Raw genomic sequence first — 22877 nt, 5'->3', positions numbered from 1 at the left:
GTCAGGCCGCCGTTTCCTCTTCGGCGATGCCCAGCTCGGCCATGACGGCGCGGACCTTGTCCTCGGCGTCGGTCTGGAGCCGGGCGGAGGCCGCGGGGGAGCCACCGTCGGAGAGGACGATCACGCCGGGGAGCGTCGGGTTCGGCGCGATCACCGTGAGACCGGCCGGCTCGGTGCTGATGACCATGACCGCGCCCTCCAGACTGACCCAGTCGGTGCGGTCCTTCAGGGCTTCCAGGATGCGGCCCTGCTTGTCGCGGAAGGAGGCACGCTCTCCCATCCACACGCCCGCCTTGGACTTGGAGTCCACGACGTCCGCGTAGATGAGGTGGTTCTGCTTATCTTTCCTGGGCTTCGGCATAGCTGATCTCCTTGGTGGAAGGGTGACTGCCCGGGGAGGGCAGCTTGGATCCGCTCTGGTGCCGCCGGTCTGGTGCCGTACGGCACCTCGCCGGCTTCGTGCATGGCGCCCGGGGGCGCCGTCCCCGCCCGGTGTCGACTGCTGGGTCAGCACTGGTGGGAAGCCTGTTCAGCCCTTCGCGCCTCTGGGCTGTGCCGAGTGGGTGATCGGCTGGAGCAGCTGGAGAGCGTCCGGATCGGCGGTCCATTCCCGACCCGAGTGGTCCAGCGGGCGCATGTGAGCCACCTTCCTGACCGGCCTATCGTTGAGTTTCGATACGTAGACCAGGACCGCGCCCACAGTTCCGCGACGTCCGCTGGCGAGGTGGGCGACGTCTTGGCCGAGGAGCCGGTGCCCGGTGTCCTCCGTGACCCAGACGTTCGCCTCCGTGGGCGTGCTCACTGGGCTCCCCCGAGGCCGAGGAAGGCGTCGAACTGGGCGGAGCTCCAGGTGGAGGGATCGCCGTTCCTGCTACGGAACGCCTCGGCCGCCCGGGGCAGACCGCGGCGCTCCGGCGGGGTGCCGGCGTCCGTCTCCATGTACGGGGCCACGACGGCCTCGTAGCGAGTGCTGGTCGCGCCGGGGGTTCGTCGGGGAAGGCGGGGGCCACTCACGTTTCACTCCCTTTCGCCGGGGGTCTTCGAGGTGGCGTAAGAGTCCTCTTGGTGCGGGTGTCACGGCCACGACGCGGTTGGTGTCATCTGGCGCTCGCCAGGGTGACCGGGGTGTCATGGAGGTGGCACCGCGATGTCATCTGCACGGATTCCATTGCGCAGTAGGGATGTTGAGCAGTAGGCACGAAGTGGAGCGGGGCGCGATGTGGCCCGCCTCCCGACCTTGAGGGAGCGACCGATGGACGATCCGACGACGCTGCTGCGCGTGTTAGTCCAGCAACGGCATTGGCGTTACAGGGACTTCGTCACGGCGTTCGAGCGCGCGGCCGTACAAGCCGGCGTGCAGGGCATGTCGGTGTCGGAGGCACAGTTCCGGCGGTGGACGTCGGGCCGGATCAAGACCATGCCGGGACCGGACACGTGCCGGGCGCTGGAGCAGCTCTTCGGCGTGGACGCCGCGGCGCTGTTCGGGCCACCGCCCGTGCTGTCGGCCCCGGCATCGGTGACCCCCACTACGTACGACCTCGAAAGTGAAATCGCCATGACCGCACGTGACGCCGCTGATGAGGCGGGGGCTGCCGCCGCGCAGTCCGTATCCGACACGACCATCGACCAGCTCCGTGACGACGCCCTGTCCCTCGCCCGCTCGTACGGCGCCGCGAGCGCCTTCGAGGTGTTCCGGCGGGCCAGGGTCCTCCGCTCGGAGGCGGAGCATCAACGTGGACTCACCAAGGTGCCTGTGCAGCAGCAGGACCTGCTGATCGTGGCGGGACAGGCGTGCGCGCTGCTGTCGACCGCCGCGTTCGACCTCGGCGCCCTGGACGACTCGGCACGCCTCGCCCGGTCGGCGGCCCTGTACGGGGAGATGGCCCGGTTCGATCCGCTACGGGCCTATGCCACCGGGTCCTTGGCGATCTGCGCGTACTTCACAGGCCGTCCCTCGGAGGCCGTACGGCATGCGCGGACTGCTCTGGCCTACGCAGGATTGGGCGACACGGCCAGGCGGCGGCTGCTGTCCATCGAGGCCCGCGCTCACGGACACCTCGGGGACCGGGAACGGGCCACCCAGGCGCTCGTCGCGTCCACACGTCAGGACAGCGGCGAGCGGGACGCCCTGCACGACGACGACGGCGGTGAGTTCGCCTTCAACGAGGAGCGGCTGCTGATGTCCAACGGCACCACCGCCCTGCTCGTCGGCGACGGGGCAGGCGCCGAGGTGACTGCGCAGCGGGCGCTGGACCTGGTCGCGTCCCGGCCGCCGGCCCGGCAGTCGGTAGCGGTACGGGGCAAGGCCGCGGCCGACCTCGCCGCGGCGCAGGTGCTCCGGGGCGACCTGGGCGCGGCGGCGGCGACGCTGGAGATGGTGTGGGTGATCCCAGCGGAACAGCGTGTGGCGGGACTCTTGGAGCGCACTGGAGGCTTGCGGCGGGCCCTGACGGCCCCCGCGTTCAGGGGGACGCGGGTGGCTGCCAGCCTCGGCGAACAGATCGAGGAATTTGGGCGCCTCTCGGCGCCGAGGCAGCTGGGTACGGCGAGCGGACTCCTCACCATCGAGCCCTGACGCTGCCCCGCCCGCCCCTGTTCCTACGAGTGGCCGAGGGCGGCGAGGATCTTGGCTTCCTTGACCGGGTCCACTCCGTGCTCGTCCCACCGCGGGTGTTCGACCGGCTGGCCGTCTGCCTGCATCCACGCCCAGGTGTCGGCAATGGTGTCGGCGAGCGGACGGCAGCGGAGCCCGACCGCCGCGGCACGAGAGGCGTCGACGGACCACACCCCGCGGTGGGTGCGCCACAGCGGAAGCTCCGTCCACTGCTTCACACCGTGCGCGGCGAGCGTCGCCGCGTCGGCCCACACCGGGCTGCCGGTGCTGCCGGTCACGGTCAGGCACTCGGCAATGAAGTCGGCCCAGCTGATGCCCTCGGGGTGGGCGATGTTGAACGCCCGGCCAGGGCCATCGGCGCCAGCGGCCTGATCGACGGCGAAGGCGGCGACGTCCCGTACGTCCACGGGCTGGATCATCTGAGTGTCCGGCGCCGGGACGAGGATCGGCCCGCCGCGCTGGGCACGCGTGAGCCACCAGGGGAGGCGACCGACATACTCGCCCGGCCCCAAGATCACTCCGGGCCGCAGGAACACCGCGTCGTCCCCGAAGGCGGCGCGCACGGCAGCCTCTCCGCCTGCCTTCTGGAACCCGTACTTCGTTGGACTGCCATCGGCGCCCGTGTGCCCGAACGACTCATCGGCGTCCGGCGGGCACTCCAGCAGCGGGGAGTCCTCGGTGAGCGGGTGGTGCGGCCACCCCTCATAGACGGAGACCGTGGAGACGTGCACCCACCGGGCTGCGGCCGGCCGCAGGAGGTCGGTGGCGAGGAGCACGTCACGGGGCGGGAACTCGCTGCTGGACGTGTCGATCACGGCATCCCACGGTCCTCGTGAGGCCAACCGCTTCAGATCATCGGCACTCGTCCGGTCACCCCGGACGGTGTCGGAACCCTCGACCGCACCGGAGCGGCCCCGGTTGAACGTCGTTACCTCCCAGCCGCGTCGAAGCGCGTCGTCAACGATCGCCCGACCAAGGAACCAGGTGCCGCCCATCACCAAAATCCGCATGGGGGCGACCCTGCCACGAACCGCAACGCGACACCATCCCGGCTCTGATGTCGAGCTGTCGAGCCTGGCGGCACTTCGGGTCCGCAGTGAACTCCGCGGAGCTTTCCCGGCTCGCCCGGACCGTGCAGCGAGTGGCCCTCGCAGGTCCAGCCCGAGACCCCGGCCCCCGCCTGCCCGTGCTGCTCTCGGCAGGGCACCTCGCCGTCGCCGCTGGGACCGGCGGCGCCTGGAACTGGACGGGCTTCGTCCCCTGGGCGTCCCCTGGGACGCGAAAGGCGGCCCCGAAGGGCCGCCAAGGATCACCGTAGTGGCTCGCGCCGCCAGCAAAGATGCTGGTCAGATCGTTTCTGCACACGTGGCTCGCAGTGGGGCGGGTGGGACTCGAACCCACGGCCGACGGATTATGAGTCCGCTGCTCTAACCGGCTGAGCTACCGCCCCTTCGCGGCGTGGCGCGTACATGTGTGCGCGCTGTCTGCCGCAGCATAGCCGCTCATACGATCTCCTGCCTCGGGCGCCTCGCATGATCGGCTTCGCCTGCCCAGAGAGACCGCTTCGAGGGCTGCGCGGTTCCAGGATCAGGGCAAAAAAGAAGAGGACCCTCCCGGGCCCTCTCCTTCGTCGCTCCCCCGGCTGGACTCGAACCAGCAACCCTCCGGTTAACAGCCGAATGCTCTGCCAATTGAGCTACAGGGGATCGCGCTCCCCCGACTGGACTCGAACCAGTAACCTGCCGGTTAACAGCCGGCTGCTCTGCCAATTGAGCTACAGGGGATTGCTGCGGTGCGCCGAACAGCCCACCTCCGGCCTTGCCGGGGGGCGAGTGCCCGTTGCGAGTCATAGATTAGCGCAAGCAGGGGGGTGCTCCGCCAATCGGTATCGACAGCAGGCCGGGCACCACAAGACGAAGGGTGACAGGCATGCGGTACAAGGTCACGTTCGCGGTCGGACTGGCCCTCGGGTACGTGCTCGGGACCAGGGCCGGGCGCGAGCGGTACGAGCAGTTGAAGAAGTCCGCGCGGGAGCTGGCGCAGAACCCGGTGGTGCGCAACGCCGCCGAGACCGCCGGACAGAGCGGGCGCCAGTTCGCGGGGAAGGCGTTCGTCGTGGTGAGCGAGCGGGTCGGCGACGTCGTGCCCGAATCGCTGGCCGCGCGGGTACGGGGGCTGTGCGGGCGGCGGCGCGGCGCCGAGGACGAGTGGGGCACCAGCAACACCTGACCCCCGTCGGTTCCACCGCCCCGTAGGCCCTCGCCGCCCGGGGCGGTGGCGGCCCCGGGCGGGGAGGGGCGGCGCGTGCGGCAGAATTCTCCGCATGGGGATAGTCGCCGGGCTGGACAGCTCTTCCACCTTCACTCGCATCGTCGTGTGTGACACCGACACGGGCGCCGTGCTGCGCCAGGGGTATGCCCCCCATCCACAGCCGACCGGGGACCCCGGTGTCACCGGCCCCCACGAGACCGATCCGCAGGCGTGGCTGCTCTCGCTCGGCGAGGCCGCGGGCGGCGGGCTCCTCGAAGGGGTCCAGGCCATCGGCGTCTCCGCGCAGCAGCAGGCCGTGCTGCCGCTGGACGCCCAGGGCGGGCTCGTACGTCCCGCCCTCGTCGGCAACGACAAGCGCGGCCAGGTCGCCGCGGCCGATCTCGTCGAGGCGCTCGGCGGCCGGCACGCCTGGGCGGAGGCCGTGGGTTCGGTCCCGCACTCCGCGCAGCCGCTGGCCAAGCTGGCCTGGCTGGCCCGTACCGAGCCGGAGGCGGCGCGGCGGGTGGCCGTGCTGATGTCCCCGCACGACTGGCTGGTGTGGCAGCTCCTGGGCCGCCCGGCGCGGCGGACCACCGACCGGGGCGGCGCCTCCGGCACCGGGTACTGGTCGGCGGCCACCGGCTCCTACCGCCCCGACCTGGTCGAGCTGGCGCTCGGGCACCGGGCGCTGCTGCCCGAGGTGCTCGGGCCCGCCGACGGGGCCGGGACCACGCCCGAGGGGCTGCTGATCTCCGCCGGGACCGGGGAGACCATGGCCGCCGCGCTCGGGCTGGGGCTGGGCCCCGGTGACGCGGTGGTCTCGCTGGGGGCATCCGGGTCGGTGATGGCCGTCCATCACGAGGCGCTGTCGGAGCCCACCGGGCTGATCACCTCCCTGGCCGACGCCAGCGGCATGCACCTGCCGGTGGTGAACACCTCCAACGCCGTACGGGCCCTGCGCGGCACCGCCGAGCTGCTGGGCACCGACCTGGAGGGGCTCTCCGCGCTCGCGCTGGAGTCGACGCCGGGCGCGCACGGCCTCGTCCTCCTGCCCTATCTGGAGGGTGAGCGGACGCCGGACCTGCCGCACACCGCCGGGACCCTGTCCGGGCTGCGGCGGGACTCGATGAAGCGGGAGCACCTGGCGCGGGCCGCCTTCGAGGGCATGCTGTGCGGGCTGGTGGACGCGCTGGACGTGCTGCGTTCGCGCGGAGCCGGGGTCCGGCGGGTCTTCCTGCTGGGCGCGGCGGCCGGGCTGCCCGCCGTACGGGCCGCCGCGCCGGGACTGTTCGGTGCGCAGATCGTCGTACCGGCGCCGGCGGACTACGCGGCGCTGGGCGCGGCGCGTCAGGCGGCGTGGGCGCTCGGGGCGGCGCAGGGCACGCTGGCCCCGCACACCCCGCCGGTCTGGCCCGCCCCGGCGGCGCAGGTCTTCGAGCCGGGCGAGGACCTCCCGGCCTGGCAGGCGGTGCGCCAGCAGTACATCGCGACACGCGAACAGGTCCACCCGGGCGCCTTCCGCGCGGCCGGGAACTGACCCGGGCCGGACGTGCGGCCCCCTGGCCGGGACCGGCCAGCGGGCCGGGTCCGCAAGGGGGGCGGCGGGGGCCGGGTCGAGAGACGCAGGAGACCTCCTCCTTTTGACCGGCCTTTGCGAAAAACAGTGGGGCCCGGAGCGCCGGTTGGCCCAAGATGGAGTGAACCCCCCTCGATCTTGCCGACCGGAGCCTGCGCGTGCTCATACGACTTCTGCGGACCCATCTGGGTCCGTACCGGAAACCGATCGCCCTCCTGGTCCTGCTGCAGCTGCTGCAGACCAGCGCGAGCCTCTACCTCCCCACCCTGAACGCGGACATCATCGACAAGGGCGTCGTCAACGGCGACACCGACTACATCCTGCGCTTCGGCGCGCTGATGCTCGCCGTCTCGCTCGTCCAGCTCGTCTGCAACATCGGCGCCGTCTACTACAGCGCCCGCACCGCGGCGGCCCTCGGCCGGGACGTCCGCGCCGCCGTCTTCGACCGGGTGCAGAGCTTCTCCGCGCGGGAGCTCAGCCAGTTCGGCGCCCCGTCCCTGATCACCCGCAGCACCAATGACGTGCAGCAGATCCAGATGCTGGTGCTGATGACCTTCACCCTGATGGTCTCCGCGCCGATCATGTGCGTCGGCGGTATCGCCATGGCGCTCTCCCTCGACGTGAAGCTCTCGGGCGTCCTGCTCGCCGTCGTCCCCGTCCTCGGTGTCTCGGTCGGCCTGATCGTCCACCGGACGCGACCGCTGTTCCGGGAGATGCAGACGCGTCTGGACACCGTCAACCGGGTCCTGCGCGAGCAGATCACCGGCAACCGGGTGATCCGCGCCTTCGTCCGCGACGCGTACGAGAAGGACCGCTTCCGGGAGGCCAACGCCGATCTGACGGGCGTCTCGCTGGCCGCGGGCAAGCTGCTGGCGCTGATGTTCCCCGCCGTCATCGTGATCGTGAACCTCTCCAGCGTCGCCGTCATCTGGTTCGGTGCGATGCGCATCGACAGCGGCGGCATGGAGATCGGCCAGCTCACGGCCTTCCTCGCCTACCTGATGCAGATCGTCATGGCCGTGATGATGGCCACCTTCATGTTCATGATGGTGCCGCGCGCCGAGGTCTGCGCCGAGCGCGTGCAGGAGGTCCTGGACACCGAATCCAGCGTCGTCCCGCCCACCGATCCGGTGCGCGAACTCGTCCGGCACGGGCTGCTGGAGCTGCGCGGCGCCGACTTCCGCTACCCGGGCGCCGAGGTTCCGGTCCTGCGCGGGGTGGACCTGGTGGCGCGCCCCGGCGAGACCACCGCGGTGATCGGCTCCACCGGGAGCGGCAAGTCCACGCTGCTCGGGCTGGTGCCGCGGCTCTTCGACGCGACCGGTGGCGAGGTGCTGGTCGACGGGGTGGACGTGCGGCGGCTCGATCCGGATCTGCTGGCCAGGACGGTCGGAATGGTCCCGCAGAAGCCGTACCTGTTCTCCGGGACCGTCGCCTCCAACCTGCGTTACGGGCGTCCCGACGCCTCGGACGAGGAACTCTGGCAGGCGCTGGAGGTCGCGCAGGCCAAGGAGTTCGTCGCCGAGCTGGACGGTGGCCTGGAGGCCGCCGTCTCCCAGGGCGGAACCAATGTCTCCGGCGGCCAGCGCCAGCGTCTGGCCATCGCCCGCACGCTCGTGCAGCGTCCGGAGATCTACCTGTTCGACGATTCCTTCTCGGCCCTGGACTACGCGACGGACGCGGCGCTGCGCGCGGCGCTCGCACGGGAGACCGAGGACGCGACGGTGGTCATCGTCGCGCAGCGGGTCTCCACGATCCGCGACGCCGACCGGATCATCGTGCTGGACGAGGGCCAGGTGGTGGGCGAGGGGCTCCACCACGAGCTGATGGCCGGCAACAGTACCTACCGGGAGATCGTGCTCTCCCAGCTGACGGAGGCGGAGGCCGCATGAGCGGGCCCGGAGGACGCATGATGACGGGACCGGTCCAGCAGTCCACGGACTTCAAGGACTCGGGCAAGCGGCTGCTGGGGGAGCTCGCCCGGGAACGGGGCAGGCTGTGGGGGATGGTCGTCGCCGTCTTCGGCAGCGTCGCCTTCTCGGTGATCGGCCCGAAGATCCTGGGCGAGGCCACCGACCTGGTCTTCGCGGGGATCGTGGGACGGGAGATGCCGAAGGGGATCACCAAGCAGCAGGCGCTGGACGGGCTGCGCGCCGAGGGCCGGGGCGGCATGGCGGACATGCTGTCCGGCACCGACTTCACCCCGGGCCAGGGCATCGACTTCGGCGCGGTCGGGGTCGTGGCGGTCTGGGCGCTGGTGGTGTTCACCCTCGCGGGCCTGCTGATGCTGGTCGCGACGCGGCTGTCGAACCACGTCATGAACGGCACCGTGTACCGGATGCGCGAGGCGCTCCAGGGGAAGCTGTCGCGGCTGCCGCTGTCCTACTTCGACCAGCAGAAGCGTGGCGAGGTGCTCAGCCGGGCCACCAACGACATCGACAACATCGGGCAGACGCTCCAGCAGACGATGGGGCAGCTGCTCAACTCGTTGCTGACGATCGTCGGTGTGCTGGCGATGATGTTCTGGATCTCGCCGCTGCTGGCGCTGGTCGCGCTGGTGACCGTGCCGGTCTCGGTCCTCGTCGCGGCGAGGATCGGCAAGAAGTCGCAGCCGCAGTTCGTGGCGCAGTGGAAGCGGACGGGCACGCTCAACGCCCACATCGAGGAGATGTACTCGGGCCACACCCTGGTGAAGGTCTTCGGGCGGCAGCGGGAGTCCGCGGCCCTCTTCGCCGAGCAGAACGAGGCGCTCTACCGGGCCTCGTTCAAGGCGCAGCTGGTCAGCGGCATCATGCAGCCGGTGATGTTCTTCATCTCGAACATCAACTACGTGCTGATCGCGGTCGTCGGCGGCCTGCGGGTCGCCTCGGGCTCGCTGTCGATCGGTGACGTGCAGGCGTTCATCCAGTACTCGCGCCAGTTCTCGATGCCGTTGACGCAGCTCGCGTCGATGGCGAACCTCGTGCAGTCGGGTGTGGCCTCGGCGGAGCGGGTCTACGAGCTGCTGGACGCGCGGGAGCAGGAGCCGGACACCGAGGTTCCGGAGCGTCCGCAGGAGCTGCGCGGCCAGGTCACCCTCGACCGGGTGGCCTTCCGCTACGAGCCGGACAAGCCGCTGATCGAGAACCTCTCGCTGACGGTCGAGCCCGGTCACACGGTCGCGATCGTCGGCCCGACGGGCGCCGGCAAGACCACGCTCGTCAACCTGCTGATGCGGTTCTACGAGGTCACGGGCGGCCTGATAGCCCTCGACGGCGTGGACATCGCGAAGATGACGCGCGAGGAGCTGCGCGGCGGCATCGGCATGGTGCTCCAGGACACCTGGCTGTTCGGCGGCACCATCGCGGAGAACATCGCCTACGGCGCCTCGCGCGAGGTCACCCGCGCCGAGGTCGAGGAGGCGGCGCGGGCGGCGCACGCGGACCGTTTCGTCCGGACCCTGCCGGACGGCTACGACACCGTGCTGGACGACGAGGGCGCGGGGGTGAGCGCGGGCGAGAAGCAGCTGATCACCATCGCGCGGGCGTTCCTTTCGGACCCGGTGATCCTCGTGCTCGACGAGGCGACGAGCTCGGTGGACACCCGTACCGAGGTCCTGATCCAGAAGGCGATGGCGCGGCTCGCGCACGGCCGTACGTCCTTCGTGATCGCGCACCGGCTGTCCACGATCCGGGACGCGGACGTGATCCTGGTGATGGAGAGCGGTTCGATCGTGGAGCAGGGCACGCACGAGGAACTGCTGGCGTCGGGCGGCGCGTACGCGCGGCTGTACGCGGCGCAGTTCGCGCAGGCGGTGGCCGAGGTCGACTGACCCGGCACCCCGGTGAGCGGGAAACCGCCGCTCACCGGGGGCCTGTTCCGGGGCGGGGCCTTGGTACGCGGCTCAGTCGAGGTAGCCCCGGAGCTGATCGGCGAAGGCGTGGTCGCGCAGTTTGTTGAGGGTCTTGGACTCGATCTGGCGAATCCGCTCACGCGTCACGCCGAAGATCCGGCCGATCTCCTCCAGGGTGCGGGGGCGTCCGTCGACCAGGCCGTACCGGAGCTGGACGACCTTCCGCTCCCGCTCCGCCAGGGTCGACAGGACGGCTTCCAGGTGCTCGCGGAGCAGGAAGAACGCGGCGGACTCCATGGGGGAGGCCGCGTCACCGTCCTCGATCAGGTCGCCGAGTGCCACGTCGTCCTCCTCGCCCACCGGTGCGTGGAGCGAGACCGGTTCCTGGGCGAGGCGCAGGACCTCCATGACCCGCTCGGGGGTCAGCTCCAGATGGACGGCGACCTCTTCGGCGGTGGGCTCGTACCCGCGCTCCTGGAGCATGCGGCGCTGTACGCGGACGACGCGGTTGATCAGTTCCACGACGTGGACGGGCACGCGGATGGTCCGGGCCTGGTCGGCGAGGGCCCGGGACATCGCCTGCCGAATCCACCAGGTGGCGTAGGTGGAGAACTTGTACCCGCGGGCGTAGTCGAACTTCTCGACGGCCCTGATCAGTCCGAGGTTGCCCTCCTGCACCAGGTCGAGCATGGTGAGCCCGCGGCCGACGTACCGTTTGGCGACGGAGACGACGAGCCGCAGGTTCGACTCGATGAGACGGCGTTTGGCCATCCGCCCCATGACGACGAGCTTGTCGAGATCGAGGGCGAGCCGCGAGTCGAGGTCCGGGGTGGTGCCGAGTTTCTCCTCGGCGAAGAGCCCCGCCTCCACGCGGCGCGCGAGATCGACCTCCTCCGCGGCCGTGAGCAGTGAGATCCTGCCTATCTCGCGCAGGTACTGCCGGAACAGGTCGGCGGACGGGCCCGCGCCACTCCCGGCGCTGCGCCTGCGCTGCTCCGGCACCTGCTCGATCAGCTCCAGCACCTCGGGCTCGTCGTCCACGGCCTCGGCCTCGGAATCGGCCTCGCCCGGTTCGGCGGTGTCGGCGGCGGCGACGGGGCGGCTCACGTTCACGGTCAGGGTCCGGGTCTGCACGGGGGCGACCTCCAGGGCTCCGAGGACGGGGGCACCGGACCTCAGTGTGGGGTACGGCACATCACCGCCACGAGGGGCGTGCGAGCATTTTCTGAGACCGGTGCGTGACCGGATGGTTACCCCTCGGCGGGAAACCCGATGCCGTCCGGACGGATGTACGAGGAGCCCGGCACCCGGCCCGCAGACCGGCGGCGCCCCTGACGCACCCGCCCTCGCACCCCCAGCCGCACCCCCACCCCCAGCCGTCTCAGCCCGCCGGAGCGGCCAGAGCCCGTGACACCCCCGGCTCTTCGGGCCCGAGGAAACGGGGCTCGGGCGTGAACACCACGTCGAGCGCCGCCTTGCCCGAGGCGAGGACCTCACGTGCGCCGCCGTAGTACCAGGAGGCGTCGTGCTCGTCACCCACCCCGACCCCGTGCGCGTCCAGCCCGGCCGCCCGGCACAGGGTGACGGCCCGGCGTATGTGGAAGCCCTGGGTGATCAGCACGGCCTGGTCGACCCCGAAGATCCGGCGGGCCCGTACGCACGAGTCCCAGGTGTCGAAGCCGGCGTGGTCGCTGACGATCCGCTCGTCCGGCACCCCGTGCCCGGTGAGGTAGGCGCGCATCGCGGCGGGTTCGTCGTGGTCGGCGCGGCTGTTGTCCCCGGTGACCAGGACGACCTTGACCTTGCCGGCCCGGTACAGCCCCACGGCCGTGTCCAGCCGGCGGGCCAGGTACGGGGTGGGTCCGCCCTCCCACAGACCCGCCCCGAAGACCACGGCCACCTCCGCGGCGGGCACGTCGTCCGTGGTCCGCAGCCGGTCGGCGGCGACCGCGTGCGTCCACGCCGAGGGCAGCAGCGCCAGGGCGCACACGGCCGTCACCACCCGCACGGCCCGCCGCCGCCCCCGTACCCCGCGCGGTGGCGCCGGCAACCGCCCCACCGCCTTCTTCACCCAGCCCGGCATCCTCATGACCGCCCCCTGATGTCCCGTTCCTGTGCCCTGTGCCCTGTGCCCTGTGCTCCGCGCTCCGTCCGCGGCTCACGTGCCGTTCGTATGCAGGGACGAACCGGGCCCGGACCCCAGTTCCGCCGCCCGCGCCTTTCACTCGTACGAATGAGCGATCCGCGGACCCGGCACCCCGGGCCGGGGCTCCTGGTGCGCGGTCCGCGGGGAACCGGCCACCTCGCCGGGGCCCCGGCCGCCCTGATCGCCCCGGTTGTCGGTGCCTGCGGTTACGGTCTGAGCATGGAAGGCATCGACCCGAACGACCCGTACGATCCCACCGCCACCGAACGCTGGGCCACCGAACCGGACAAACGGCCCGGCCGTACCGCCTTCCAGCGCGACCGCGCCCGCGTGCTGCACTCCGCCTCGCTGCGCCGTCTCGCGGGCAAGACCCAGGTCGTCACCCCCGGCACCCGCTCGTACGACTGGGACGCGAGCCCCCGGACGCGGCTGACGCACTCCCTGGAGTGCGCCCAGGTCGGCCGTGAGCTGGGCGCGGCCCTCGGCTGCGATCCGGATCTCGTCGAGGCCGCCTGCCTCTCGCACGACATGGGCCACCCGCCCTTCGGCCACAACGGCGAGGAGGCGCTCAACGAGTTCGCCGCGGACTGCGGCGGCTTCGAGGGGAACGCCCAGTCGCTGCGGCTGCTGACCCGGCTGGAGCCCAAGCGGTTCGTCCCCGACCCCGTGAGCGGCGAGCTGGTCAGCGTGGGCCTCAACCTCACCCGGGCCTGCCTGGACGCCGCCACCAAGTACCCCTGGGCCCGCGGTGACCACCCCACCGACCCCGCCTCGGTGAAGTTCGGCGCCTACGAGGACGACCTGCCGGTCTTCGCCTGGCTGCGCCGCGGTGCGCCCGCGGACCGCAAGTGCTTCGAGGCCCAGGTCATGGACTGGGCGGACGACGTCGCGTACTCCGTCCACGACTTCGAGGACGGGCTGCACGCGGGCCATCTCGATCCCGGCCTCCTCTCCTGCGAGCCCGAGCGCACCGCGATCTGGAAGGTCGCGATCGGCCGGTACGTCCCGGCCGGCACCGATCCGGAGGAGCTGCGCGAGGCCCTGGACCGGCTGATGGAACAGGAGTGGTGGCCGCACGGGTACGACGGCTCGGCCATCGCCCAGGCCCGGCTGAAGGACGCCACCAGCCAGCTGATCGGCCGGTTCTGCCTGGCCGCCGAGGGGGCCACCCGTGAGGCGTACGGCTCCGGCAGACTGACCCGGTACACCGCCGAGCTGGTGGTCCCGCGCGAGGCGCGCAACGAATGCGCGGTCCTCAAGGCCGTCGCCGACCTGTACGTGATGCAGCGCGACGAGCAGGAACGGCTCCGCGCCGACCAGCGCATCGTCCTGGCCGAACTCGCCGAGGCCCTCAGCGCCCGCGCCCCCGAGGGTCTGGACCCGCAGTTCCGGGCGATCTTCGACTCCGCGCCGGACGACAAGGCCCGTAAACGCGCGGTCATCGACCAGATCGCCTCGCTCACGGACGCGTCCGCCCGCTCCCTGCACGACCGTCTCACCGGACGGCCGCGACGCGCCGGGGGGTGATCCGTTCGGGCCATCCCCCCTTCACGCGGCGGGCTCGGTGCGGGACGCTCGCATGTGGTCGCATGTGGCGGAGAGAAACACGAGGAGGCATCAGGTGGTCGACGCACACCGGACGTTCATCATCGTCGGCGCGGGGCTGGCCGGGGCGAAGGCCGCCGAAACGCTGAGGTCGGAGGGGTTCACGGGGCGGGTGATCCTGATCGGTGACGAGCGCGACCACCCCTACGAGCGGCCTCCGCTCTCCAAGGGGTACCTGGTGGGCAAGGAGAGCCGGGAGAGCGTCTTCGTCCACGAGCCGGCCTGGTACGCGGGCGCCGACGTCGAGCTGCACCTCGGCCAGCCCGCGGTCCACCTGGACCGCGGGGCCAAGGCGGTGCGCCTGGGCGACGGCGCCCTGCTCCACTACGACAAGCTGCTGCTGGCCACCGGGTCCGAGCCGCGTCGGCTCGACGTCCCGGGCACGGGCCTGGCCGGTGTCTACCACCTGCGCCGGCTCGCCCACGCGGAGCGGCTGCGCAACGCGCTGGCCGGTCTCGGCCGGGACAACGGCCATCTGCTGATCGCGGGGGCGGGCTGGATCGGCCTGGAGGTCGCGGCGGCGGCCCGGGGGTACGGGGCCGAGGTCACCGTGGTCGAGCCGGAGGCCACCCCGCTGCACGCGGTGCTCGGCCCCGAGCTCGGCCAGTTCTTCACCGAGCTGCACGCCGGGCACGGGGTCCGCTTCCACTTCGGGGCCCGGCTGACCGAGATCGTGGGCCACGACGGGATGGTGCTGGCCGCCCGTACGGACGACGGGGAGGAGCACCCGGCGCACGCGGTGCTCGCCGCGATCGGGGCCGCGCCGCGCACGGCGCTGGCCGAGACCTCCGGGCTGGCCCTGGTCGACCGGGCGCACGGCGGCGGGATCGCCGTGGACGCGTCCCTGCGGACCTCCGACCCGGACGTCTTCGCCGCCGGGGACGTGGCGGCGGCCCACCATCCGACGCTCGGGACCCGGCTGCGGGTGGAGCACTGGGCCAACGCCCTCAACGGCGGACCGGCCGCGGCGCGGGCGATGCTGGGCCAGGAGGTCTCCTACGACCGGGTGCCCTACTTCTTCTCCGACCAGTACGACGTGGGCCTGGAGTACTCGGGGTACGCGCCGCCCGGCGGCTACGACCAGGTGCTGGTCCGCGGGGACGTGGGCAAGCGGGAGTTCATCGCCTTCTGGCTCTCCGGGGGCCGGGTCCTCGCCGGGATGAACGTGAACGTGTGGGACGTCACCGAGGACATCCAGGCCCTGATCAGGTCGAAGGCTCCGGTCGATCCCGAGGCACTGGCGGACCCGACGGTTCCGCTCTCCTCCTTCACCGGGGCGGAGGGCACCTGACAGGTTTGCCTCCGTCCGGCCGTAGACTTCACGCGTGGCAGGACGGATCAACGACGACGACGTGAAGGCGGTACGGGACGCGGTCCCGATCGACGCCGTGGTCTCCGACTACCTCCAGTTGCGCAGCGCGGGCGGCGGCAACCTCAAGGGCCTCTGCCCCTTCCACGACGAGAAGTCCCCGTCCTTCCAGGTCAGCCCCAGCAAGGGCCTCTACCACTGCTTCGGCTGCCAGGCGGGCGGGGACACCCTCGACTTCATCATGAAGATCGACCACCTCTCCTTCTCGGAGGCGGTCGAGCGGCTGGCCGGCCAGGCCGGCATCACCCTGCGGTACGAGGAGGGCGGCTACACCGCCGGCACCAGCGGGCGCGGCGAGCGCATCCGGCTGGTCGAGGCGCACAAGGCCGCCGCCCTGTTCTACGTCGAGCAGCTGGACAGCCCCGAGGCGGAGATCGGCCGCACGTTCCTGGCCGAGCGCGGCTTCGACCAGGCCGCCGCCGCCCACTTCAGCGTGGGGTACAGCCCGGCCGGGTGGGACCACCTGACGCGTTTCCTGCGCGGCAAGGGGTTCACCGACAAGGAGCTGATCCTCTCCGGGCTGGCCCAGGACAGCCGCAGCGGCAAGCCCATCGACCGCTTCCGCGGCCGGCTCATGTGGCCGATCCGGGACATCACGGGCGAGGTCGTCGGCTTCGGCGCGCGCAAGCTGCGGGACGACGACAACGGGCCGAAGTACCTGAACACCCCCGAGACCTCGATCTACAAGAAGTCCCAGGTGCTGTACGGCATCGACCTGGCGAAGAAGGAGATCGCGAAGACCTCGCGGGCCGTGGTGGTCGAGGGCTACACGGACGTGATGGCCTGCCACGTCGCGGGGGTCACCACCGCGATCGCGACCTGTGGCACGGCCTTCGGCGGCGACCACATCAAGATCCTCCGACGGCTGCTCATGGACAACGCCACGGCCGAGGTGATCTTCACCTTCGACGGTGACGCGGCGGGCCAGAAGGCGGCGCTGCGGGCCTTCGAGGACGACCAGAAGTTCGCCGCGGAGACCTCGATCGCGATCACCCCGGGCGGCATGGACCCGTGCGACCTGCGGCTCGCGCAGGGCGACGCGGCGGTCGCCGGGCTGGTGGAGTCCCGCACGCCGCTCTTCGAGTTCGCGCTGCGCCACCTCGTGGCCCGGCACAACCTGGAGAACCCGGCGGGCCGGGCGGCGGCGCTGGACGAGGCGGCCCCGGTCGTCGCCCACATCAAGAACATCGCGATCCAGCACGAGTCCGCGGTCCAGCTGGCCGGGATGCTCGGCATCCGGGACGAGCAGTTCGTGGTCAAGCGGGTCGCGCAGCTCGCCCGGTGGGCGCGTGAGCGCGGCGGCCAGCCGCAGCAGGGCCGGGGCTCCAACCGGTCCTACGAGACGGCGCCCGCGCCCTCCGCCCAGCCCGCGGGCGGCCCGGCCCTGAACCTGCGCAGCCCGGCGCACCGCACCGAGCGCGAGCTGCTGAAGCTGGCCCTCCAGCACCCGGGCCTGGTCTCCCCGGCCTTCGACGCGTACGGGGCGGACGAGTTCACCGCGCCGCCCTACGCCGCCGTGCGCCAGGCGGTCCAGGACGCGGGCGGCACCTCGCTCGGCACCGAGGACTACCTGGCCCGGGTCCGCGAGGCCGCGCCGAACGACACCGTCCGCGCGCTCGTCACGGAGCTGGCGGTCGAGGCCGTCCACACGAAGACGGTGGACGAGATCTACGCCGGGGGCCAGCTGGTCCAGGTCCGTCTGCGGGCGGTCGACCGCCGGGTCCACGAGATCCAGGGCACCCTGTCCCGGCTGGGGCAGCAGGCCCCGCCGGAGCAGCTGGCCGCGGTCCAGGAGGAGCTGTGGGTCCTCCAGCAGTACGGGCGGAGCCTGCGCAACCGCGGTGCCGAGGGCCTGTAGCCGTCCCTTTCGGATCTTGCCCCGGAGGCGCCACCGGGGCTCCCGGCACGGCGGCCCGGACGGGTCCGCCGCGCGGGGCCGGTCGGCCTACCGCCCGAACCAGTCGCCGCCCGGTATCGCGGTGCCCGACTCCTCCAGGTCACGGGCCAGGAGCGGAGAGGCCAGGTAGACCCAGGCCCGGACCGGGGTGCCGTCGGGGCGCAGGACCTCGCGGACGGTCCGGTCGTAGAGGTTCCCGGGGCGCCCCGGCCCCTCGTACTCCTCCAGCTCGTCCAGCGCGGCCAGCAGTTCCCCGTACGCGCCGGGCTCCGGGGCGATCAGTTCCCCGACGACGGCGGAGCCCGCGCGGGGGACCGCGTACGGGTATCCGGGGCCGTCGTAGAGCGCCGCGTCCGGGAGGCGGGCCGGTTCCTCGGCGACCGTACGGCCGCGCAGGAAGAGCCGGTGGTTGACCTCGCCGGGCCGCAGGGTCCCGTAGACGAAGAAGGGCAGCGGGGCGGGCGGTTCCGGTGTCCGGCCTACCGGTGTCACGGGTCCTCCTCGGGCGGATCGGAGCGGAGCGGACGCCCCGGTGCGCGGTGGTGCGCGGGCCGGGCCGGAGCGTGCGGGAAGCCCGCACCACCCCACCGTACGTACCGCCGCCCCACCGCCCCACAGCGGGCGGGAGCCGGCGGGTCACCCGGACGGAGCCGTTCCCCGCCCGGCCGGGGAACGGCTCCGACCTGCGAGGACGGTCCCCGTACGGGGCTGCGGCGCGCGGCACCGGCGCCTCGCCGACATGCGGGCCCGTGGCAGTCCGGGTTAGCTCGGGGGCACGACCCCGTGTCCTCAGGAGATCCCGCATGCGCCGACGCACCGCCCACGTGCTCACCGCCGCCGTGCTGACCGCCGCCGTGTTCACCGGCCCGGTCGTCGGCGCGGTCGCCGCCGCGGCGGGCCTCGCGCCCGGTGACTTCTCCCCCCTGGAGGTGGCGCCGAGGTCCGCCGGGCCGGGCGCCACCGTCACGGTGAACACCGCGGCCTGCGGTCGCGGCGGCCGTGCCGAGGGCGATGCCAGCACGGTCGGCGGCGGCCGGTTCACGCTGGTCCCCGGGGACCACGGGGAGGCGGTCGCGGGGCGGTTCCGGATCGCCCCCCACGTCCACCCCGGCACCTACGGCATCGGCGCGACCTGCGCGGACGGCACGTTCGCCACGGGCGACCTGGTCGTCACCGCACACGGCCCGCAGGGGCCCGTACGGGCCGGGGCGGTCGGGGGGACGGCCACCGGCGCCGACCCCGCCAAGATCGCGGCGGGAGCGGCCCTGCTGGCCGCGACCGCCGTCGGCGGTACCTGGTTCCTGCGTCGCCGGGCGAGCGGCACGCGGAACTGACGGACGCCCACCACGGCTACGGCCGTGGTCCGACCGGTACCGTCACCCGCCGCCCGGCCCCGCGAAGGTCCCCCCCGTTCTCGGGGCCGGGCGACGGTCACCCACCCGGCCGCGCGCCCGCACCGGGTGCCGGGGCCCTTCACGGACCTCACCGGGGTGCGTCGGAGGGGCTCAGCCCCACTGTTCGAAGCCGAGTTTGACCACCAGCGCGGCCACCACCGTCAGCAGCACCCCGCGGACGAAGCCGCTGCCCTTCTTGAGCGCCATACGGGCCCCGGTCATGGCTCCGGCCAGGTTGAACAGGGCCATCAGCGCGGCCAGCTGCCACAGCACCATGCCCTGGTGGGCGAACATCGCGAGCGCCCCGGCGTTGGTGCAGGTGTTGATGATCTTGGCGGTCGCGGACGCGGTGACCAGGTCGAGATGGAGCAGCGCGGTGAGGGCGAGGACCAGGAAGGTGCCGGTGCCGGGACCGATCAGGCCGTCGTAGAAGCCGATGCCCAGACCGGCGAGGCCGATGGCCAGCAGCACCCGCCCACGGCTGACGGGCGAGGCGCCCGGGGCGGTGCCGAAGGCGGGCCGGAAGAGGACGAAGGCGCCGACGACGACGAGCACCACCATGATCATCGGGCGGAGGGCGTCCTTGCTGATCCCGCCGGCGAGCGCGGCCCCGCCCATCGAACCGGCGAGGGCGGCCAGCCCGATCCGGACGGCGAGCCTCACGTCCACCGGGGTCTTGCGGAGGTAGGTCACGGCCGCGCCGGCGGTGCCGACGATGGCCACCGCCTTGTTGGTGCCGAGGACGGTGCCCGCAGGGGTGTTCGGCAGGCCGAGCAGCAGGGCGGGCAGGAGCAGCAGGCCGCCGCCGCCCACCACCGCGTCGATCCAGCCGGCCGCCGCGGCGGCCACGCAGAGCACGATGATCGTGGTTGTCGATATCTCAGGCACGGCCCTGACCTTATGGAGCGTATGGCTGTAGCAGCCATCAGTCTCCGGAAACTTGCGCAAACGTTGAGCTTTGCCGGGGCGGCACCCGGTCCGGGGCCACCGGAGCCGCCGGGTCCACGACCGCCGTGAGCACGCTCGCCGCCACCGCACTGGCCAGCCCCAGCCCGGCCGCCAGCCGCCGCGCGGGCGGTACGGAGGCCAGGACGGCCGCCCCGGTCCGCAGCGCGGGGGGCCGACGGGGCCTGCGGTGCCGGGCGGCGCGGGCGGGCCCGACCGCCGGCACCGCAGGGCCCCCCGGGACGGGGACGGGGACGGGCAGGGCGGGGGCGGGCGGGGCCGGGTGCGGCGGACAGCTCATGGCGCGGTGGCCTCTCGGGGAAGGGGAGCGAGGGGGCGGGGACATCGAGGGGCAGAGGGGCAGGAGGGGCTAAGGGAGGCAGAGGGGGCGGGGGTGCGCTCAGAGGCTGAAGCATTCGGAATGGATACGTCCGGCCGGTACCCCGGCCCGGAGCAGCGCCGCCCGGGTCGCCCCGGCCATCCCCGGCGGCCCGCACAGGTACACGTCGTGCTCGGCCAGGTCCGGCACCAGCGCGGCCAGCGCCTGCGGGGCGAGCGGATCGTACGCGGCGCCGGACGGGCCGAGGAGGTAGTGCAGCGCGGCCCGCCGCTCGGCGGCGATCGCCTCCAGCTCGCGGCGCAGGACCAGGTGTTCCTCGGCCCCGGCCCGGTAGAGCAGGGTGAGGTCCCCGGGGGCGCCGGGCAGGGTCTCGAACAGGGCCCGCAGCGGGGTGATCCCGACCCCGCCGGCGATCAGCAGCACCTTGGGCCGGGTCCGCCGGGCCGCGGTGAGGGCCCCGAACGGGCCGGTGGCGACGACCCGGGTGCCGGGGCGGAGCCGGCGAATCCGGCGGGAGTGGCCGCCCAGCGCCTTGACGGTGATCCGCAGGGTGTCCCCGCGGACCGGCGCGGAGAGGGAGAACGGCAGGGCCGTGTGCCACAGCCTCCGTTGCAGGAACCGCCAGCGCAGGAACTGGCCCGGCTCCGCGCGCAGCTCCGCGAGGTGCTCCCCGGAGATCACGACGGAGACCACCCCGGGCCCCTCGGCCCGGACCTCGGTGACCCGCAGCGCGTGCCGCAGGGCCTGCCGTACGGGGACCACCGCGCGGTACCAGAGCAGCAGGACGGCGACCACGGTGTGGGCGAGCGTCCAGAACCAGGCGGCCGCGGCGAGATCGGGGCCGGCGAGCTGGTGGCCGAAGGCCAGGGCGGCGGCGAGGTAGACCAGCAGGTGTATCCCGCGCCAGGTTTCGTGCGGGACCCGGCGGCGTACCGCCCGTACGGAGGTGGCCCCGACGGCGGCCAGCAAGGCCGTGCCGGCCACGGCGGCGGCGAGCGCGGGGTACCCGAGCAGCTCCCGGACGGCGGCCAGGACGTCGACCCCTTCGTGGACGGCGTACCCGAGGACCGCGAGGAGGCCGTGGGCGAGGCAGAGGAGCAGGACGTGGCGCCCGCCCAGCGCGTGCCAGCGGGCGAGGCGGTCGGCGCCGACCCCGTGTTCGACGGCGGGCACCCGGGCCATCAGGAACAGCACCACCAGCACCCCGTACCCGGCGAGCAGGCCGGTCAGGTGGGCGGCGGTGGCGAAGAGCGCGTCGGGCCGGGCGGAGGGGCGCACCTGCACCGCCCACAGCAGGACGACCGCCACCGCGCCGCCCAGCATCCCGCACCTGACCCGCACCGCCGCATCTCGCATACGGATCACGCTAAGGGCCGCACCGACGGCTCCGGCGGCGCTTAAGCCGGAGTTGAGGATGGCCTCACCGGCCCTTAACCCGGGGCTGTGACCTGGGACGCCGCCCCGTGCGGCGGGTACCCCGGACCGGGGTCCGGACCCGGAGGACCGCCGGGTCCCTCCCCAGGGACTCCCCAGGGACTCTCCGGACTCTCCGGGGCAGGAAGTCCCGCGGTACCCACCCCGTGGGGCCCGGAGGTCTCACGAGGCCACCGCGCCGCCCTTGAGCAGGGCGGCCCCCAGCGGGGTCACCGTGTGCAGGACGGCGTTGCCGTGGCGCAAGGTGGTGACCAGCCCCGCTTCGCGCATCACACAGGCGTGCTGGCTCGCGGAGGCCAGTGAGACCCCCGCCCGGCGGGCCAGCTCGCTCGTGGTCGCCCCGTCGCCGATGGCCCGCAGCACCACCGAGCGGGTGTGCCCGACGAGTTTGCCCAGCGTGCGCTGGCGCTCCTCCTCGGCGGGCCGGGCCGTGTCGCGCCCGCCGGGCGCCGAGGCCAGCTGCGCGGCGGCCGGGTAGACCAGCACCGGTGGCAGCTCCGGGTCCTGCAGGGTCACCGCGGTGCGGCGGCAGAAGAAGGACGGCTGGAGCAACAGCCCGCGTCCCCGCAGCCGGACGTCCCGGTCCACCGGGTAGTCGCACTCCAGCACCGGGGCGCGCCAGCGGAGCATCGGCGGGAGCGAGGCCAGCAGTTCGTCGGCGCCGCCGTCCAGCAGGGCCCTGCCCCGGGCGGCCCGTTCCGCCTCGATCTGGGCCTGGATGTGGGTCCAGTACGGTTCCACGGCCACCCGGTGGTAGCCGCGCAGCTCGCCCAGCAGGCGCGGCAGCAGGGTGACACCGCACTCCATGAGTTCCCGGAGCCGGGGCGGGACCACCGGCCCGGCGCCCGCGCCCAGCAGGGCGAGTTCGCGCCGCAGGCGCTCGGGGCGGATGCCGCGCAGGGCATCGAGACCCGTGTCCCACCCGTACCGGCCCTCCACCGGGGTCAGGAAATCGGGGAAATATCCGCGGCTCGGTATGAGCGCGCCGAGCACACGTGTTTCACTGTTCAACCTGCTCCGGGTTTCCGTCCGCCAATCGCCGAACAGTCGGACATCACGCCGGTCCCTTAAGCGGTGGAAGCTCAGAATCGTTTCCCACAACGCATCGGGACGCCCTGCCATCCGTACGCGTGCCAGGTCCACTCCAGTGAAATGGATACGCAGCACCAAACCCCCACATGTGCAACCGCAATCCCCCCGCCCCATGAGTATGCATGCCGTCACACGTGGTCACCACGCCCTTTCGGCCACAGTTGAAACCCCTTTCGGCAGGGGCGTGACAAGCGAAATCCTGTACTCCGCCGGACACAGTCCGGTGCGACCGAAACGCTCCGTGAAGGCCGTGGGGGGCTTTGCGGGGCCTGGCGGTCGGTCGCACCGGGAAGCGCCGACGTGCCCGGCAGAATGACAGCGGCGGTGGACGGGTGGGGATCCGTCCACCGCCTGCTGGCGTAAAGATTTGGCGAACAGCAAAA

18 protein-coding genes and 3 tRNA genes are annotated in these 22877 nt (G+C 72.6%); 9 read left to right on the top strand and 12 right to left on the bottom strand.

Translation table 11 applies throughout. The features are described 5' to 3' along the window. Position 1: 1 nt before the first annotated feature. A complete protein-coding gene (locus ACIA5F_RS22830; protein ID WP_399355774.1) occupies positions 2-361 on the bottom strand; it encodes a hypothetical protein in 360 nt (119 codons plus the stop codon). A 437-nt stretch (positions 362-798) separates the two neighbouring features. After that, the gene (locus ACIA5F_RS22825) at positions 799-1014 is read right to left on the bottom strand and encodes a hypothetical protein (protein ID WP_399355772.1); all 216 of its coding nucleotides are present in this window, start codon (positions 1012-1014) and stop codon (positions 799-801) included. A gap of 238 nt (positions 1015-1252) precedes the next feature. Here ACIA5F_RS22825 and ACIA5F_RS22820 point away from each other — a divergent pair, with 238 nt between their 5' ends. Further along, complete coding sequence (locus ACIA5F_RS22820) at positions 1253-2575, top strand: DNA-binding protein (protein WP_399355770.1); 1323 nt, start codon at positions 1253-1255, stop codon at positions 2573-2575. A gap of 23 nt (positions 2576-2598) precedes the next feature. Here the strand turns inward: ACIA5F_RS22820 and ACIA5F_RS22815 are convergent, their stop codons facing one another. From ACIA5F_RS22815 to ACIA5F_RS22800, 4 genes are all read right to left on the bottom strand, one after another. Beyond that, positions 2599-3609: an NAD-dependent epimerase/dehydratase family protein gene (locus tag ACIA5F_RS22815; RefSeq protein ID WP_399355768.1), complete on the bottom strand. Its 1011-nt coding sequence runs from the start codon at positions 3607-3609 to the stop codon at positions 2599-2601. A 381-nt stretch (positions 3610-3990) separates the two neighbouring features. Continuing rightward, positions 3991-4064 (bottom strand) — tRNA-Ile (locus tag ACIA5F_RS22810). 183 nt (positions 4065-4247) lie between these two features. Next, positions 4248-4320, bottom strand: a tRNA-Asn gene (locus ACIA5F_RS22805). Positions 4321-4325: 5 nt separating this feature from the next. Continuing rightward, positions 4326-4398: transfer RNA gene (locus tag ACIA5F_RS22800), tRNA-Asn, on the bottom strand. 145 nt (positions 4399-4543) lie between these two features. Between ACIA5F_RS22800 and ACIA5F_RS22795 the strand changes: the two genes are divergently transcribed. The 4 genes from ACIA5F_RS22795 to ACIA5F_RS22780 all read left to right on the top strand — a co-directional run bounded on the left by ACIA5F_RS22795 (position 4544) and on the right by ACIA5F_RS22780 (position 10251). After that, entirely contained in the window at positions 4544-4843 is a 300-nt protein-coding gene (locus tag ACIA5F_RS22795; RefSeq protein WP_399355766.1) for a YtxH domain-containing protein, read from the top strand. A 94-nt stretch (positions 4844-4937) separates the two neighbouring features. Then, positions 4938-6401, top strand: a complete 1464-nt coding sequence (locus tag ACIA5F_RS22790) for an FGGY family carbohydrate kinase (RefSeq protein WP_399355764.1) — start codon at positions 4938-4940, stop codon at positions 6399-6401. Between the two features lie 197 nt (positions 6402-6598). Continuing rightward, the gene (locus ACIA5F_RS22785; RefSeq protein ID WP_399355762.1) at positions 6599-8332 is read left to right on the top strand and encodes an ABC transporter ATP-binding protein; all 1734 of its coding nucleotides are present in this window, start codon (positions 6599-6601) and stop codon (positions 8330-8332) included. Continuing rightward, positions 8329-10251, top strand: a complete 1923-nt coding sequence (locus ACIA5F_RS22780; RefSeq protein ID WP_399355760.1) for an ABC transporter ATP-binding protein — start codon at positions 8329-8331, stop codon at positions 10249-10251. Before ACIA5F_RS22785 ends, ACIA5F_RS22780 begins: the two co-directional genes overlap by 4 nt. Positions 10252-10323: 72 nt before the next feature. On the opposite strand, the gene ACIA5F_RS22775 is transcribed toward ACIA5F_RS22780, so the two are convergent. Continuing rightward, entirely contained in the window at positions 10324-11520 is a 1197-nt protein-coding gene (locus tag ACIA5F_RS22775) for an RNA polymerase sigma factor (RefSeq protein WP_399355808.1), read from the bottom strand. A gap of 133 nt (positions 11521-11653) precedes the next feature. Further along, positions 11654-12361, bottom strand: a complete 708-nt coding sequence (locus ACIA5F_RS22770; protein WP_399355758.1) for a vancomycin high temperature exclusion protein — start codon at positions 12359-12361, stop codon at positions 11654-11656. 276 nt (positions 12362-12637) lie between these two features. Here ACIA5F_RS22770 and ACIA5F_RS22765 point away from each other — a divergent pair, with 276 nt between their 5' ends. The 3 genes from ACIA5F_RS22765 (at position 12638) to dnaG (ending at position 17250) form a co-directional block, all read left to right on the top strand. Then, positions 12638-13945, top strand: a complete 1308-nt coding sequence (locus ACIA5F_RS22765) for a deoxyguanosinetriphosphate triphosphohydrolase (protein ID WP_399355806.1) — start codon at positions 12638-12640, stop codon at positions 13943-13945. A 94-nt stretch (positions 13946-14039) separates the two neighbouring features. Continuing rightward, positions 14040-15314 (top strand): NAD(P)/FAD-dependent oxidoreductase, encoded by a 1275-nt coding sequence (locus ACIA5F_RS22760; RefSeq protein WP_399355756.1) that lies wholly within the window; start codon positions 14040-14042, stop codon positions 15312-15314. A gap of 34 nt (positions 15315-15348) precedes the next feature. Continuing rightward, positions 15349-17250 carry a DNA primase gene (dnaG, locus tag ACIA5F_RS22755; RefSeq protein ID WP_399355755.1) on the top strand — a complete coding sequence of 634 codons (1902 nt, stop codon included), beginning with the start codon at positions 15349-15351 and terminating at the stop codon, positions 17248-17250. Between the two features lie 87 nt (positions 17251-17337). Here dnaG and ACIA5F_RS22750 read toward each other — a convergent pair whose 3' ends face one another. After that, a complete protein-coding gene (locus ACIA5F_RS22750; protein WP_399355753.1) occupies positions 17338-17781 on the bottom strand; it encodes a gamma-glutamylcyclotransferase family protein in 444 nt (147 codons plus the stop codon). A gap of 311 nt (positions 17782-18092) precedes the next feature. Between ACIA5F_RS22750 and ACIA5F_RS22745 the strand changes: the two genes are divergently transcribed. Then, entirely contained in the window at positions 18093-18623 is a 531-nt protein-coding gene (locus tag ACIA5F_RS22745) for a hypothetical protein (RefSeq protein ID WP_399355751.1), read from the top strand. A gap of 171 nt (positions 18624-18794) precedes the next feature. Here the strand turns inward: ACIA5F_RS22745 and ACIA5F_RS22740 are convergent, their stop codons facing one another. The 3 genes from ACIA5F_RS22740 to ACIA5F_RS22730 all read right to left on the bottom strand — a co-directional run bounded on the left by ACIA5F_RS22740 (position 18795) and on the right by ACIA5F_RS22730 (position 22569). After that, entirely contained in the window at positions 18795-19571 is a 777-nt protein-coding gene (locus ACIA5F_RS22740) for a sulfite exporter TauE/SafE family protein (RefSeq protein WP_399355749.1), read from the bottom strand. A gap of 457 nt (positions 19572-20028) precedes the next feature. Continuing rightward, entirely contained in the window at positions 20029-21324 is a 1296-nt protein-coding gene (locus tag ACIA5F_RS22735) for a ferric reductase-like transmembrane domain-containing protein (RefSeq protein ID WP_399355747.1), read from the bottom strand. 240 nt (positions 21325-21564) lie between these two features. Continuing rightward, the gene (locus ACIA5F_RS22730) at positions 21565-22569 is read right to left on the bottom strand and encodes an ArsR/SmtB family transcription factor (protein WP_399355745.1); all 1005 of its coding nucleotides are present in this window, start codon (positions 22567-22569) and stop codon (positions 21565-21567) included. Between the last annotated feature and the right edge of the window lie 308 nt (positions 22570-22877).

The organism is Streptomyces sp. NPDC051567, from assembly GCF_044454165.1.
Taxonomy (GTDB): Bacteria; Actinomycetota; Actinomycetes; order Streptomycetales; family Streptomycetaceae; genus Streptomyces.
The sequence above is the reverse complement of the archived record's forward strand: the minus strand, read 5'-3'. Positions and strand labels throughout refer to the sequence as shown.